This is a genomic window from Antiquaquibacter oligotrophicus, assembly GCF_020535405.1.
In the GTDB taxonomy this organism is placed as follows: domain Bacteria; phylum Actinomycetota; class Actinomycetes; order Actinomycetales; family Microbacteriaceae; genus Rhodoglobus; species Rhodoglobus oligotrophicus.
In genome coordinates this window covers 843,178-858,144 of record NZ_CP085036.1, presented here as the reverse complement: position 1 = coordinate 858,144, position 14,967 = coordinate 843,178, and the positions used below count along the sequence as shown (strand labels likewise).

At 67.4% G+C, this 14,967-nt stretch carries 12 protein-coding genes; 7 read left to right on the top strand and 5 right to left on the bottom strand.

From position 1 onward, the window contains the following. Positions 1-7: 7 nt before the first annotated feature. Both LH407_RS04210 and LH407_RS04205 read left to right on the top strand, forming a co-directional pair. The gene (locus LH407_RS04210) at positions 8-982 is read left to right on the top strand and encodes an aldo/keto reductase (RefSeq protein ID WP_322135041.1); all 975 of its coding nucleotides are present in this window, start codon (positions 8-10) and stop codon (positions 980-982) included. Next, positions 979-1,833, top strand: coding sequence for an amidohydrolase family protein (locus tag LH407_RS04205; RefSeq protein ID WP_322132546.1), 855 nt, complete (start codon positions 979-981; stop codon positions 1,831-1,833). The genes LH407_RS04210 and LH407_RS04205 overlap by 4 nt, the downstream gene beginning before the upstream one ends. On the opposite strand, the gene LH407_RS04200 is transcribed toward LH407_RS04205, so the two are convergent. Next, on the bottom strand, positions 1,823-2,173 hold the full coding sequence (locus LH407_RS04200; RefSeq protein ID WP_322132547.1) for a UBP-type zinc finger domain-containing protein: 351 nt from the start codon (positions 2,171-2,173) through the stop codon (positions 1,823-1,825). The genes LH407_RS04205 and LH407_RS04200 overlap by 11 nt on opposite strands. A 25-nt stretch (positions 2,174-2,198) precedes the next feature. Further along, entirely contained in the window at positions 2,199-3,314 is a 1,116-nt protein-coding gene (locus tag LH407_RS04195) for a carboxylate-amine ligase (protein WP_322132548.1), read from the bottom strand. A 55-nt stretch (positions 3,315-3,369) separates the two neighbouring features. On the opposite strand from LH407_RS04195, the gene LH407_RS04190 reads away from it, so the two are divergent. After that, entirely contained in the window at positions 3,370-3,921 is a 552-nt protein-coding gene (locus LH407_RS04190) for an Lrp/AsnC family transcriptional regulator (protein ID WP_322132549.1), read from the top strand. 181 nt (positions 3,922-4,102) lie between these two features. Continuing rightward, complete coding sequence (locus tag LH407_RS04185) at positions 4,103-6,226, top strand: amidase family protein (protein ID WP_322132550.1); 2,124 nt, start codon at positions 4,103-4,105, stop codon at positions 6,224-6,226. Between the two features lie 53 nt (positions 6,227-6,279). Here LH407_RS04185 and LH407_RS04180 read toward each other — a convergent pair whose 3' ends face one another. Continuing rightward, positions 6,280-7,020, bottom strand: coding sequence for an SGNH/GDSL hydrolase family protein (locus tag LH407_RS04180; protein WP_322132551.1), 741 nt, complete (start codon positions 7,018-7,020; stop codon positions 6,280-6,282). A gap of 73 nt (positions 7,021-7,093) precedes the next feature. Here LH407_RS04180 and LH407_RS04175 point away from each other — a divergent pair, with 73 nt between their 5' ends. Beyond that, positions 7,094-7,753 carry a potassium channel family protein gene (locus LH407_RS04175; protein WP_322132552.1) on the top strand — a complete coding sequence of 220 codons (660 nt, stop codon included), beginning with the start codon at positions 7,094-7,096 and terminating at the stop codon, positions 7,751-7,753. Beyond that, positions 7,750-9,087 carry an LssY C-terminal domain-containing protein gene (locus LH407_RS04170; RefSeq protein WP_322132553.1) on the top strand — a complete coding sequence of 446 codons (1,338 nt, stop codon included), beginning with the start codon at positions 7,750-7,752 and terminating at the stop codon, positions 9,085-9,087. Before LH407_RS04175 ends, LH407_RS04170 begins: the two co-directional genes overlap by 4 nt. 69 nt (positions 9,088-9,156) lie before the next feature. On the opposite strand, the gene pdxH is transcribed toward LH407_RS04170, so the two are convergent. Together pdxH and LH407_RS04160 are read right to left on the bottom strand one after the other, a co-directional pair. Then, positions 9,157-9,795 (bottom strand): pyridoxamine 5'-phosphate oxidase, encoded by a 639-nt coding sequence (gene pdxH / locus LH407_RS04165; protein ID WP_322132554.1) that lies wholly within the window; start codon positions 9,793-9,795, stop codon positions 9,157-9,159. A gap of 1 nt (position 9,796) precedes the next feature. Continuing rightward, positions 9,797-11,044, bottom strand: a complete 1,248-nt coding sequence (locus tag LH407_RS04160) for a coiled-coil domain-containing protein (protein WP_322132555.1) — start codon at positions 11,042-11,044, stop codon at positions 9,797-9,799. Between the two features lie 85 nt (positions 11,045-11,129). Here LH407_RS04160 and LH407_RS04155 point away from each other — a divergent pair, with 85 nt between their 5' ends. Then, positions 11,130-14,882 carry an AAA family ATPase gene (locus LH407_RS04155; protein WP_407650636.1) on the top strand — a complete coding sequence of 1,251 codons (3,753 nt, stop codon included), beginning with the start codon at positions 11,130-11,132 and terminating at the stop codon, positions 14,880-14,882. Positions 14,883-14,967 lie beyond the last annotated feature (85 nt).

Sequence of the window (14,967 nt, the reverse complement as noted above, 5' to 3'; positions counted from 1 at the left end):
TTGTGCCATCCGTACTCGAACCCTGGGCGAAGCGCCCGCACTCACGGAGATCGGAATCGGAACCTCCCCGTTCGGCAATCTCTACCGCGAGACAAGCGATGAGGACACGGCCGCCGCGGTCGACGCGGCGTGGGTCGGCGGCATCCGCTACTTCGACACCGCACCGCACTACGGACTCGGACTCGCCGAAAAGCGGCTCGGCGCTGCGCTGCGCTCGCGGCCCCGCGACGAGTACGTACTCTCGACCAAGGTCGGTCGGGCCCTCGTGCCGACACCCGAGAACGCGCACAACCTCGATGACGACGGCTTCGTTGTGCCCGCCGCGCACCGGCGCGAGTGGGACTTCTCGCGCGACGGCATCCTGCGCTCCGTCGAGCAGAGCCTCGAACGACTCGGGCTCGATCGCATCGATGTGCTCTATCTGCACGACCCCGACAACCACTGGGAAGCCGCGTCGACAACCGGTATGGACACTCTCGTGGAGCTGCGCGATCAGGGAGTCGTGCGTGCGATCGGTGCCGGCATGAACCAATCGGCGATGCTCGCCGCCTTCATCGAGCGCTGCGACGTCGACCTCATGATGCTCGCGGGGCGCTACACACTTCTCGATCAGTCGGCGCAGGATGACCTCCTCCCGCTCGCGCTCGAACGCGGCGTCGGTATCGTCGCCGCCGGCGTGTACAACTCCGGGTTGCTCAGCAAACCCGTTGTCGCCGATGACGCCTATTTCGATTACCGCGCTGCGCCGCGGGAGGTCGTCGACCGCGCCAGAGCGATCGCCGCCATGTGCGACCGCCACGGGGTGACCCTCCCCGACGTTGCCGTGCAGTTCGCCCTCCGACACCCCGCGGTCGTGAGCGCCGTGCTCGGCGCGCGCAACGCCGCCCAGGCCGAGGGCGGACTCGAGCGGTACGCGGCACCCGTGCCAGGCGCCCTATGGGCGGAGCTCGAGGATGCCGGCTATGTGAGGCCGCTGACGTGACGGGCACCATCGACGCCCACGTCCACGTGTGGGACCTCACACGCGCCAGCTACCCCTGGCTCGGACCGGATGCAGGAGCGCTCTACCGCAACTACGCATTCGACGACATCGCCCCGACCCTCGCCGACCGCGGCATCGGGGGCGCCGTGCTGGTGCAGGCCTCAGACGAGGCGGCGGACACCCAGGTCATGCTCGACGCCGCAGCCGAGCATCCGGAGATCCTGGGGGTTGTTGCGTGGAGTCCGATCGACGACGCGAAACAGCTGACCGCCGATCTCGCGAGCTTCGACGGGTCACGGGTCGTGGGGATCCGAAACCTCGTCCACGAGCATCCCCGGGAGTGGCTCGACAGGCCCGAGGTGCGCGAGGGGCTCTCGGTGCTTGCGGCGAGCGGGTTACCCCTCGACTTCCCGACCTCGACACGCCACGCGATCGCGGACGTTGTGACGATCGGCTCCGAGCATCCTGACCTCACGATCGTGCTCGACCACCTCGGAAAGCCGCCGATCGGCGGAACGCCCGAGGAGCGCGACGAGTGGCGGATGCTCATCGCCGAGGTGGCGCGCAACCCCCGCTCGGTGGCCAAGCTCTCCGGGCTTTACGCCGCGACGGGACCACTCGACTCCTGGACGACCGACCTCGTGCGCCCCTTTGTCGACGACGCCCTCGAGGCCTTTGGTGCCGAGCGTCTCCTGTACGGCGGCGATTGGCCCATCGCGGTGCTCGCCGGCGGCTATGAACGTACGTGGGCGGCGATCACCGAGATGCTGTCACCGCTGAGCGCACGTGAACGCGACGCCATTCTGCACGGGACTGCTGAGCGCGTCTACCGGCTGGCGACTACCGTCTAGCGGCGAGCTGGCGCTGCCAGTCGATCGGGAGGCGGCTCGCCGGGCCCGGCGCGGTCTGTGGTGGCGAGTAGCTGTGCGGCGGCGCCAACACGGGGCCCTCAGCGTAGTCCTCGGTCTCGTAATCCCAGAACCAGTCCTCGCCGGGCTCGAAACTCTGAATGATGCGGTGGCCGGTCTCCCGCCAGTGTGCCGTGGCGTGCCTATTCAACGAGTCGTCGCAGCACCCCACGTGGCCGCACTCTGCGCAGCGGCGCAGATGCACCCACCAACTGCCGGTGTCATCGCACTCCACACACGTGTGCCCGCTCGGCGGAACGGTGACGTCGATGAACTCGCTCACGGGGTGCTCTCCTCTGCTCGTCGGGTTACCCCTCGATGCTCGCACGGAACTCGTCGAGCGTGAGGCGCGCGGCCGCGAGGGCGTCGCCGGCCGCGAGCTGGCGCACGTAACCGGGTCCGTCGCGGACGATGGATGCCACGCCCGCCAGCTCGTCGGAGCATCCGAGTTCCTCCGCGATCGGGGCCAGCACACCCAGAAGGTCGTCGAGCTCGGCGGTGAGTGCCCGCAGCTCCAAACCGTCCGGCGAGAGCAGGATCGCGCCCAGGCCGAAACGCGACGCACTCCACCGGTTCTCGCGCATGAGCCAGCTCGGCGGCGGTGTGTAATCGACCCCGGCGTCGAGCTGGCGCGACAGGTACTCGGTCGTGCACTGGATGAGCGCGACAATCGCGGCGATCTCGTCCAATCGCGTCAACGAATCGCACACGCGGATCTCGATCGTGCCGTAGCGATGAGCGGGGCGGATGTCCCACTTGAGGTCGTTCGGTTCGGTGATGACACCGGCGAGCCGCATGGCGGCGACAAGCGTCTCGAACTCGTGCCACTCCGACAGGTGGGGTGACGGGCCGGCCTGCGGGAGCTGCTCGAAGACGAGTGTGCGGTACGAGGCGTAGCCCGTATTCTCCCCGTGCCAGTAGGGGCTGGAAGCGCTCAGTGCGATGAAGAGCGGGATGTACTGCTGAAGCCGCGAGATGAGGGGAAGTGCTTTATCGCCGTGCTCGACTCCCACGTGAACGTGAACACCCCAGATGAGCATCTGTTTGCCGACGTACGCAGTGCGCTCGAGCAGTTCGACGTAGTGTGTGACCGAGTCGTCGATGACCTGCTCGTGCCACAGGGCCAGTGGGTGGGTGCCCGCCGTGCCGAGTTGCACACCGAATTCGTCTGCAGCCCCGATGAGGAGAGCTGCGCGCTCCCGCAGATCGGCGACCGCATCGGCAACGAGCATCCGGGGCTCGCTCGTGATCTCGACCGTGTTCGTCATGAACTCCCGCTGGAGTGCCCGCGCGGGAAGGTCGGGACGCCTGGCGCGTTCGAGTAGCGCTGGCCCCGACCCGACCGGCAGTCCCGTCGACGGGTCGGCGCAATAAAGCTCCCACTCGATTCCGACGGATGATCGCGGCGACTCGGCGAAGCGCATACAGTCATGATGCGGTCAAAACGGCCCAGCAGCTAGTCCACGCGAAAGGTTGACAATGGACGCCGAATCCGCCATGGACGCGGCGAACCCCATGTCACGCATCGCCGCGTTCGCGACTGCTCCGCAGGCGGCCGCTGCGCTGGACGACATCGATCGCCAACTCTTGGTCGCGTTGAGCCACGATGGTCGCAAGTCCCATCGGGCTCTTGCCCGGGAGATCCCCTTATCCCCACCGGCCATCGGGGAGAGGATCGCGCGGCTCGAGCGCCTGGGCGTCATCCAGGGGTACACGGTACGAATCGGATGGCCGGAGGTTGGGTTCCCGATCGTCGCGCACCTCGCCATTTCGATTACGGCGGGCGCGGACCTGGCAGCGATCATGGACGCCATTTCGGAGCTGCCCGAACTGGAGGCGGCGCACATCGTGACCGGCCAATGGGACGTGCTCGTCCGGTTCAGAGTCGCCGACCACCGCGGGTTGCAGACGCTCGTTCTGGCCAAGGTCTGGCAGATCCCCGGTATCCAGAGAGTCGAGACGAATCTCGAACTGGCGCGCGTCATCGGCGACAGCACACGACTCGAAGGCACGGATGATTCGGCCCCCTGACACCTGGGTTCGAAAGGCGAGAACGCCGCTCTACCTTTCAATCGAAAGGTAATGTTACTTTCATGCCGTTAATACAAAGGTAATACTCCGGGAACTACCCCGAAACGCCTCCCTGGTGCACTGAGAGCGATTCCTTTCCTGAATCATTCCCACAGCCACCATCGAGAACAGGGGTAACACCATGTCCGAGCCCGCCCGCTCGAAGCCATGGCGTCGACGAATCGGCGCCATCATCACGGCCGGAGCAATCGGAGGCGCCCTCATCGTCGCGCCTACGCTTGCCACCGCCGTACCGTCCGATGCACTTTCCACCATCGACCTAGCCACGGCGGGTGTCCCCGAGGTGCGCGCGGGCCTCGACGCCAAGCAATTCACGTCGGTTCAACTCGTGACCGGGTACCTCGAGCGCATTGAAGCGCTCAGCATCGGTGGTCCGGCACTCAACTCGGTTCGGTCGATCAACCCGAGGGTGTACGAAGAGGCCGCTGCGCTCGACGCCGAACTCGCTGCCGGAAACCTCCGCGGCCCGCTGCACGGTGTTCCCATCCTGGTCAAAGACAACATCGATGTCGCCGGGATGCCCACCACTGCCGGCGCGCTCTCCCTCGCGAACTCGTACCCGGCGTCGGATGCCCCGCTTGTCACCGAACTTCGTGCTGCTGGCGCGATCATCCTCGGCAAAACGAACCTCTCCGAGTTCGCTAACTACCTGACGTCCGGCATGCCCTCCGGCTACAGCTCCCTCGGTGGACAGGTGCTCAACCCCTACGACGCGAGCCAAACGCCCAGCGGTTCGAGCTCCGGTTCCGGGTCGGCGGGAGCCACGGGCCTCGCGACGCTCACAGTCGGCACGGAGACCTCCGGCTCGATCCTCAGCCCGGCGAAGGCGAACTCCCTCGCGGCGGTCAAGCCGACCGTCGGGCTCGTGAGCCGGACCGGCGTCATCCCGATCTCCTCGTCGCAGGACACGGCCGGCCCGATGGTCAAGACCGTTTACGACGCGGCCGCCCTCTTGACGGCCATGAGCGCCATCGACCCGGAGGACCCGGCTACCGCAGCCAATCCGCTCGCCGACACCGACTTCACGGCAGGGCTGTCAACGTCGGCGCTTCAGGGGGTACGCCTGGGTTACATCGCGAACACGGACCCGCTCTACACGGCGTCCCTCGACGTGCTCGCCGCGCAGGGCGCGACCCTCGTGCCCGTCACCGTCGGTGGCACGAGCGCTCCAGGCATCCTGACGGCCGAGTTCAAGCGCGACATGAACGCCTACCTCGATCGCCTACCCGCGGACGCGCCGATCCAGTCGTTCGACGAGATCCGCGAGTACAACCTCGCGCATCCCGAGGCGATCAAGTTTGGTCAGCGTTACTTCGACGAGGGCATTCTCGTGAATTTGGACGATCCAGCCCAACTCGCAACGTACGAGGCCAACCGCGACCAGGGAATCACCGAGACCCGAGCGGCGATCGACTCTGTGCTCGAAGCGAACGACATCGTCGCCATCGTCTCCAACACGGCGACGACGGGCACGGGAGCACGTGCTGGCTATCCGACCGTGGTGGTTCCCAACGGATACACGCCGGGCAACCTGCGTCCCGGTGGCACCGCCTTCCTCGGCACGGCGTGGAGCGAGCAGACTCTGCTCGCGCTCGCCTACGACTACGAGCAGGCATCCATGATGTGGCAGTCCCCCGAGGTGACCAACCCGTCGCTCTTCCGTTGCGCAGAGACATCAGCGGTCGACGAGTGGAAGGATGCCGCGTGCCTCACGATTCCCGCCGCCCCCGGCACCGAGCCCGAAGAGCCGGAGGAGCCGGAGGAGCCCGGAACGGAGGAGCCGGGGACCCCGGCTCCGGTCGACCCGAGCGCCCTCACGCCCGAGACCAAAAACCTCGAGATCTCAAATGTCACGCGCGCCTCGCTTACGGCCAAGGTTCCGACCGCCGGTGAGGGAGACGACGTCACGTTCTACGTCTACTCCGAGCCCCAGCTGCTCGGCACCGAGGCGATGCCGTCCTCCCTTGCGGTGACACTCTCACTGCCCTCGGGCCTCGAGGGCGCGCATTCGCTCGTGGCGCTCGACGAAAGCGGAGCGCTCCTCGGGTGGGGTGAGTTCACGGTCCCGCCGGTGGCAGCGGTCACGCCACCTACGCGGCCTGACGCGGATCTCGCGAGTACCGGTAGCGGCATTCAGTGGGGTGTCCCGATCGGTGCCTCGATCCTCCTCCTCGCGGGAGCTGCGACAGTCATCGCGGTTCGTCGCTCGCGGGCATCCGCCATGGAAGCCGGGCAGCACGATTAAGGCGTAATCGCGGCGAAGCATGCCCCGTCCGGACTCGTCCGGGCGGGGCATCCTCATGGCAACGGCAACAGTTCGGGGCGCTTCGGCTCGCGAGCGTCGCCCGAGGACTTGCCGGTGAGTCTGCGACCAATCCACGGCAGAACGTAGTCGCGCCAGTATTCGGCGGTGCGCGGGCGCCGCGGCTCATCGGGCTCCGGCCCGAAATCCGGCACCGGTACTTCAAGGGCCGCGAGCACCCTGGCCGCGACACGGCGGTGCCCGAGTGTGTTCAAGTGCAGACGATCGGTCGACCAGTAGCGCAGCGCACGAAGCTCCGTGTCACCCCAGTTATCGACCCACGTCACGTTCTGTTTTGGCAGGTGGGCGAGTACGGCTTCGGCGAGGGCATCGCCGCGGGCACCGATCCGGGCGCCGAGCGGGATGTGGTCGGTCGGGTTGGCGCCGCTCGCGAGAACAACGTGGGCACCGGATGCCACGGCCCGGTCCACGGCGTCGATCAGGTGCGACGCGATCCCCGGTATCGACACCGAGGGCCGCATGATGTCGTTGCCGCCGCCGTTGATACTCACGAGGTCGGGGCCGAGGGCGATCGCGGCGTCCATCTGGCCCGTCACGATGGGAGCGAGGAGGCGGCCCCGGATAGCGAGGTTGGCGTACGAGACCGGCTCCGACGATGACAGAGCGAGGCCGAGGGCCACGAGATCGGCCCAGCCTCGCGGCGAGCCGTCGGGCAGGTCGTCGCCCATGCCCTCGGTGAAGCTGTCGCCGATCGCAACGTAGCGCGAGAAGTGCATGGGTCTACTCCACCACAACGCACCCCGAATGCGGCCCGTGACCCCCGAGCGCGCTCACCCTAAGCTGTGGGCCATGGACCGCGCGGAGCAGAGGATCGCGTTCCGGCAACGCTGGGAGGCTGCCACGACGATCCCGCTCATCGTGCTCGGCGGGCTCTTCGTGATCACCTATTCGGTGTACGCGATCATCGCCGACCTCCCACCTCTCCTCCTGGCGATCGTTGTCCTGGAACTCGTGGTGGTGTGGATCGTCTTCCTCGGTGACTACCTCGTGCGTCTATTCGTCACGCCCCGTGGTCACCGGTGGGCTTTCGTGCGCGCGAACGTCGTTGATCTCCTCTCGGTGGCCTTTCCCCTCTTCCGCGGTTTCCGCGTCATCAACCTCCTCGCGAAGGTGCCCTACCTGAGCGGGCGCAGCGGCACCCAGGTGCGCACGCGCATCGTTGTGTACCTCGGTGCGTACGCGATTTTCTTCGTCTACTTCATCGCGCTCGCCGTGCTGCTCGCCGAGCGAGGAGCCGACGGGGCCACCATCCACGACTTCGGAGATGCCATCTGGTGGGCGTGTGTCACCGTCGCGACGGTGGGGTACGGCGACATGTACCCCGTGACCTTGCTCGGGCGCACCTGGGCCGTGGTGCTCATGGCGGGTGGAATCGCGATCATCGGTACGGCATCCGCCGTTGTTGTCTCCTATGTCGGCGAACTCGTCGGAAAGCACCGGCCGTCGTGAAACGTCGCCCCATCCCCACGGTGCCCGTGCCGGAGTTCGCTCCGAAGCCGGAGGTCGATCGTGCACTCGATTGGGTCTTCTTCCTGCTCGGGGGAGTTGCGGCCGTGTGGCTCGCCTACCTCCTGCTGCGGCAGAGCTTCGACCTGGGATGGTGGCAGATTGCCTTCCTCGTCGTCTATTGGGTGCTGCTCGCCTACCTCGTGCTACCGCGGCTCCACCGCATCCTCACGCGCATCTACGTTCCCGACTACTTCATTGGCCGAGCCCGAACGAGCGACGGACTCCTCGGCGACCCCATCAACCTCGCACTCCTCGGCTCGGAACCCCAGGTGCACGAGGCCATGATCCGAGCTGGGTGGACCCTCGCCGACGACCTGTCCTTTGCCACAGGGCTCACGATCGTCAAGTCCACCGTGCTCAGGCGCAGCTATGACGAAGCACCCGTGAGCCCGCTGCTGCTGTTCGGACGAAAACAGGACTTCGCGTACCAGCAGGAAGTCGACGGCACCCCGGGCAAGCGCCATCACGTGAGATTCTGGCGCTGCCCACCCGGCTGGAAGCTCCCGGGCGGTCAGCCGGCGGACTGGCTCGCCGCCGGAACCTACGACAAGAGCGTTGGCTTCTCGCTCTTCACACTGCAAATCACCCACAAGATCGATGAGCGCACCGATGACGAACGAGATCACATCGTGGCGACGGTGACGGATGCCACCCCCGTCGTCACGACAAAGGTCATCGAGGACTTCTCCACCGGCTATCACTCGCGCAACGGGGGAGGGGACTCCATCGTCACCGACGGCGATCTTCCCGTACTCGATCTGCGGGCCATCGCCACCGAACCCGGCGCGCTGGGTGAGGAGCCGACAGACAGCCGCCAGAAGCGACCGGCGCCCATTGTTGTCGGAGCCCTCCTGATGGTGCTGGGTGCTGCGTCCACCGTGATCATGGCCGTCGCCATTTCTGCGGCGTGGCCAGAAATCATTGGCTCGTACGATCCCAGTGGCCTCTACTCCGGGGCGCTTCTCGCCGGTGTGCTCTGGTTTCTCGCCATCCTCGCCCTCGCCGAACTGTTCCTCGCGTGGCTCGTGTATCTCGGCAGCAACTGGGCCCGGGTTGTCGCGTTGACCGCGAACGCGATCGCCCTCGGTCTCGAAGTGCTGAGTGTCGCGACGGGTGGCCCGGCGATCACACTCGACACGAGCCTCATACCCGTCGCCGTCGACATCCTGCTGCTCCTGGCGCTGTCGAGTCAGCGTGCGACCACCTACGCGCGAAGTTCGCGCAAAACGCGCAAGCGCAACTCATCCCGCCCCGGCGGTGTGGCGGCGTACTGACCCGCACCATCCCGTGAGGTGCCCACTTCGGTGGGTTTCGAGCAGGAAATACCCGCCGAACTGGGCACCTCAGGGTTGGAGGCGGCGGAGAGTCCAGGCCTCGTTCTCTCGTGTGAAGAGCAGGCGGTCGTGCATCCGGGAACTCCTGCCCTGCCAGAACTCGAAGGATGCCGGGCTCACGAGGTAACCACCCCAGTGCTCCGGTCGCGGCACGGGGCCGTCGGCGTAACGCTCCTCGAACTCGGCCACACGGGACTCGAGGGCCGCGCGGTCCGCGATCGGCCGCGACTGATCGCTCGCCGCGGAGGCGACCTGAGACCCGCGCGGGCGGCTCGCGAAGTAAGCGTCGGATGCTTCGGCGCTCGCCCTCCGCGTAGAGCCCCGCACGATCACCTGCCGATGAATCGTGTACCAGGGGAACACGATCGACACCTCGGGGTGCGCGGCGAGGGCTCGGCCCTTCGCCGACTCATAGTTGCTGAAGAACTCGAGGTGCCCGTCGCTCACGTCGCGGAGGAGCACCGTTCTGCTGCTCGGGGTTCCGTCCGGGTCGATCGTGGACAGCACCATCGCATTCGGTTCGTAGACACCGGCCCTCTCGGCATCCTGCAGCCATCTCATGAGCTGCACAAACGGGTCGGGGTTGACATCGGATTCGACGAGGGGCGTCTGTCCGTAGTCGGTGTGGCGTGCAAGGGCGTCGCTCATGTCATCCCATCGTGTTGTACCGCGCGAGCGCGTCGGCATCTCGGGCGTGGGTGACCGCTCGGCGGATCGCGTCGAGTGCCTCCACGGGGTCGGTTTCGGCCTGGGCGATCACCAACTGGCGCTCGGCTTCGGCGAGCCGCGTGCGGGCGTCGACTCCCACCCTGCCGTTCGCGACGAGTTCGCGCGCCACGGAAATCTGGCTGCGGGCGGAGACGAGCGTTCCCTCGTACGCCGCCCTAGCGTGTGCCCGACGATCGGCCTCGTTCCGGGAGGCGGCGAGCGCGAGATCGAGGCGGGCGAGCGCGTCGCCGAGACGCTCCAGGTCATCGACCGGGTCCGCCGGGTCGGAGGGCGCGACGGCGAGCACGGCGTCGATCGCCTCCAGGATGGCGCGTGCCGACTCGGGTTCGGGGGCGCGATCGACTTCGGCCCGAGCCTCGTCCACGTCTGCCGCGGCGGATGCCCGGCGTTCCTCGAGTGCCGCCCTGGCCTCGGCCAGTTCCGCGGCACGCCGCTCCACGGCGTCGAGGCGTTCCGCGGCGTCGCGCACCTGACGCGCGGCCTCGGCGAGGTCGGGGGCAACCGCCGTCACGCGTGACTGCGAGATCGTGGCGGCCGCGGCATCCGTCGTGTGTTCCGCGTCGCGGAGCAGGGAATCGGCCCTGTCCACGAGTTGCCGGATGCCCGCTGCCGCTCGTGTCGCGTATCGGGTGTGTACCTCGTCGGCGAGCGCGTGGGCTCCACCCAGTCGGGACTGCTGCTCCCGGATGCTCCGGCGGATCCCCTCGAGGGTGCTGGCAGCGCTTCCCTCCTCCGACCGGCGGCGGCGGAAGGTGCGCTCCTGTTCGCCGAGTTCGCGCTCGGCTCTCTCGCACAGGGCGATGATCTGGAGTGTCCATTCGCGTTGCTCGCGAGGCGTGTCCGGTATCGCGTCGTCGAGGGCCTGTCGGAGTCTGAACGCTTCCGCGAGGTCGGCTCTCGCTCGGTTGAGCGCCGCGACAAAAGGCTGGGCACTTTCGGTGCCGAATTGCGCGAGCGCGAAACCGACTTCGGCTTCCGCATCCCGCACGTCGTCGTCGAGCCGAACCAGGAGAGTTCCGGCGGTGCGGTTCAGTTCGGCGAGCCCACCGCCGGTGACCGATCGATCGCCGCGGCGGCGGAACAGGACAACAAACCCGACGATGCCGAGCGCCACAACGAGCACAACGAGAGTGCCGACGGCGAGGGAGGCGCCCGCGAGCAGGTCCATGATCGGCCATTCTACGGTTCGGCGGCTTCGCGAAACTCGGGAGTATCTGCCCAGAAATCCCAGGGTGCGCTCCTACAGTGGCAGTGTGTGGCGTGCCGATAAAACTCCCGAGAACTACCGGGTCGACCCGGAACTCGTCGAGCCTGAAGAGACCGACCGGTCAGCTCGTGCCCGGATGAAGGCGACCCTGCCCCACGCCGTGAGCCTCGGGGACCCGCGGCTGGCGCTTGGCAATGTGGCCGAACCGGCGTGGATCCGCTGGCGTGACGAGCTCGCAGCGGTGGGCGGACGTAACCCGCTCCTCCACTTCGACGACTCACCGCGGTCGCGGATCGAACTCTCCGCGACCCACCCCGGTGGTCTTGCCCAGTTCATCACCGGTAAGACGACGCTCCTGTCCAACCTCATCCGCGACGAGATAGCACTACGCGGTGCTCGACAGGCGGCGGCAGCCGTCGCCGCTCGCAGCCTCGACCTTGCAACCGCTCGCGGAATCGACTCCGTGCACCTCGGTATCGGCATCGCCGAATGGACCTGGGTCGGTCGCAGCTATCGCGCGCCCATCCTGTTGCGTCCGCTCGCGATTCGGCGCCACGGCAGTGACTTCGAGGTCAAGCTCCGTGGCAGCGCTGTGCTCAACCCGGCGCTCGCTCGCGCGCTCGCCGAGCAGTTCCAGGTTGTGCTCGATCCCGAAGCCTTCGCTGCCCTCTCCGACAACGACGGCTCGTTCAAGCCCAACGCGATCATCGACCGCCTGCGCGGCCTCATGACCCACGTCGACGGATTCCAGGTCAGCCCGCGACTGGTCGTCTCCACGTTCGCGGAGGTTGCCCACGACCTCGTGACGGATGCCGGCGACCTCGCCCACCCCGTCATCGATGCGCTCGCCGGCAACGAGTCGGCGGCCAAAACCCTCACCGAGGCCTACGCTCCTGTCGATTCGCCTTCCGCCGACGACCGCGCCCCCGAGACGGATGCCCTTCTCCTCGACGCGGATGCCGAGCAGGAGAACGTGGTCGCCCAGATCGGTGCCGGCAACTCGCTCGTCGTGAAGACGCTCCCCGGAACGGGCGGTACCCAAACGATCGTCAACGCCATCGGGTCCCTCGTCTCGAAAAACAAGCGTGTGCTCGTTGTGAGCCCCCGCCGGGCATCCCTTCAGGCGATTGCTCAGCGTTTCGGTGATGTCGGACTCGGCGGTCTCGCCGTCTCGCCGCGCACCCTGCGTCGCGACCTCATCCGTTCGATCGCCCGCAACGAGAAGGCCGCTCAGCCTGCCGTCGCCGAGATCGATGACGCCCTCACGCGTCTGCGGAAGGTGCTGCTGGACTACCGCTCGGCGTTATCGCACGAGGATCCGGAACTCGGCGTCTCCATGCTCGACTGTGTGGCAGAGCTGAGCCGACTCGCCCTCCTGCCGAGCCCGCCCACAACGACGGCCCGGTTGTCGCGCAAGGCGGTCCAGCGTCTGTCGACGGCACGGTCACGTGCCGCGGAGATTATGGTGACCGCCGCCGAGCTGGGCGAGTTCCGCTACGGTCCCGGCGATTCGCCCTGGTACGGCGCCCAGTTCGCCGACGGTGACGAGGCCCTGCGCTCGCACGAGACCGCCAAGCGCCTCCACTCCGAAAGTCTCCCGCGCCTCATCGAGGGCGGAAACCGACTCGTGGCGAGCACCCACCTGCGCCCGTACGAGACGGTGGCCGAACTCGGCATCTACTTGCGCCTCCTCGTCGATCTGCGCGAAACGCTCGACAAGTTCCTGCCCATGGTCTTCGACCGTCCGCTCACCGAACTGATCGCAGCGACGTCGCCGCGGAAGGACAGCCCGGAGATGAGCGGAGGCAACCGCCGACGTCTCCGCAAGCTCGCACTCGAATACGTGCGGCCGGGCGTGCGCGTCGGCGACCTGCACAGTGCGCTCATCCGCATCCAGCAGCAGCGGGTGCTGTGGCACCGTTACGTCGCCGTCGGCGCGATCCCCGAGGTTCCCGTCGGTCTTGGCGAAGTGCAGGCCGCCTACAGCCAGGTCGTGCAGGACCTCTCGGCCCTCGAGGGTCCGCTCGGGCTCATCAGCCCGCTCGCGGAAACCCCCATCGTCGAACTCCTCAGCACCGTCGACGGGCTCGCTGCCGAATCGGACGTGCTCCACAACCTGCAGGAGCGCACGGCGCTCATGGCCGCGCTCCGGGACCTCGACCTCGACCCGCTCATCGAGGATCTCGCCCGCCGCCACGTTCCCGAGGACCGTGTCGCGCTGGAACTCGAACTCTCCTGGTGGAAGTCGGCACTCCAGAGCCTGCTCGAGACCCAGCGCGCTCTGCTCGGTGCCGACACCTCGATGCTCGACCGTCTCGAGGCGGATTTCCGTCTCGTGGACGAGGCGCACGCCGCCGGCAGTGCTCACGTGCTCGCGTGGCAGTTGGCTGAGACCTGGCGCATCGGCATCGTCGACTGGCCGGACGAGGCGACGGCGCTCAAAAAGCTCCTCCATCGCGCCGACGTGAGCTCGCTTGAGCTGCAGACGACCGCGCCCCACCTGTCTCGACCCATCGCGCCCGTGTGGCTCGCCTCCCCGTACGAGGTGCCGTCGATCATCGACACCATTCCGTTCGACACCGTGTTCATCGTGGATGCCGGTGCTCTCACGGTCGCCGAAAGCCTGGGTGCACTCCGCCGTGCCAAGCAGGTTGTCGCCCTCGGCGACGCCGTGACGCAGACCCCGGCGCCGTTCGAGATCTCCGTTGGCGAGACCGCTGCGCTACCGGAGCACGACATCGACGAAGCGCACGGGGCATCCGTTCTCGCGGCCCTCGCCGAGTTGCTGCCGACTCTCACGCTCACCCGCAGTTACCGCCCGGGTGGCGAAGATCTCGCCGAACTCGTCAACCGTCGCTTCTACGGCGGACGCATTCAGTCGCTCCCGTGGGCTGGAAGTTTCCTCGGGCACGGCAGCATTGCCCTCGACTACGTCGAAGACGGCCAGGGCATGCCCGACCCGGATTCCGGTGCGGTTGAGAGCCCGCAGGCCGAAGTCGATCGTGTTGTGGGTCTCGTGCTCGATCACGCGGCACGCAAGCCGCACGAGTCGCTCATGGTGATCACGGCGAGCGAGAAGCACTCCGTTGCGGTCATGCAGGCCGTGCTCGCGGCGCTCCCGACCAGGCCCGAACTCATCGAGTACATCACCGGCGACCGTTCGGAGCCCTTTGCGGTCTACACGATCGATCAGGCCGTCGCCCAGAGCCGCGACCGCGTGATCTTCTCGATCGGCTTCGGACGCACACCGCACGGTCGCGTTCTGAGCGACTTCGGCGCGCTGGGTCTCCCCGGCGGCGAACGACTCCTCGCGGTCGCGATGACCCGCGCGCGGCGCTCCATGGCCATCGTGAGTTCGTTCCAGCCCGCCGATCTCGACGACGGTCGCATGAAACACGGCGCGGTCGCCCTCGCCGAGATCCTGAACGAAGTCACGGCGCGGCAAATCCAGGAACCGATCCCGGATGACAGCAACCCCATGCTCGTCGACCTCGCACGCAGACTCGAGCTCCACGGCCTTCGGGTGGCGCTCGGTCACCGCGGCAAGCTCGGACTCGTGGCCGCTCGCGGCGGCATGTGCCTCGCGATCGACACGGATGACGCGCTCCTCTCGTCGAGCCTGCGCGAGTCACTTCGCCTCCGCCCGGAGATCCTGCGTCGACTCGGTTGGCACTACCTGCGTGTTCATTCGTTCGAGCTTTTCAGCGACCCGGATGGCGTTGCCGAGCGCATCGTCACGATGCTCGGCGGTTCTGCCGCCCCCGTCACGGCTCCCGTGTCGGTCACGCCCGGTGCCTGACGAGCCGGAATCACCAGAGCGCCCTCCGCGGCAGCGGCGTTCGCGCAGAGTGACAACCGAGCCGCCGCCTGGCTCCGACCCCGCC

Coding starts and splice junctions, on each gene's coding strand:
- pdxH (WP_322132554.1), bottom strand. CDS start 9,795: ATGAGCGACGCCCTTGCACGCCACACCGACTACGGACAGACGCCCCTC.
- LH407_RS04175 (WP_322132552.1), top strand. CDS start 7,094: ATGGACCGCGCGGAGCAGAGGATCGCGTTCCGGCAACGCTGGGAGGCT.
- LH407_RS04195 (WP_322132548.1), bottom strand. CDS start 3,314: ATGCGCTTCGCCGAGTCGCCGCGATCATCCGTCGGAATCGAGTGGGAG.
- LH407_RS04180 (WP_322132551.1), bottom strand. CDS start 7,020: ATGCACTTCTCGCGCTACGTTGCGATCGGCGACAGCTTCACCGAGGGC.
- LH407_RS04160 (WP_322132555.1), bottom strand. CDS start 11,044: ATGGACCTGCTCGCGGGCGCCTCCCTCGCCGTCGGCACTCTCGTTGTG.
- LH407_RS04185 (WP_322132550.1), top strand. CDS start 4,103: ATGTCCGAGCCCGCCCGCTCGAAGCCATGGCGTCGACGAATCGGCGCC.
- LH407_RS04190 (WP_322132549.1), top strand. CDS start 3,370: ATGGACGCCGAATCCGCCATGGACGCGGCGAACCCCATGTCACGCATC.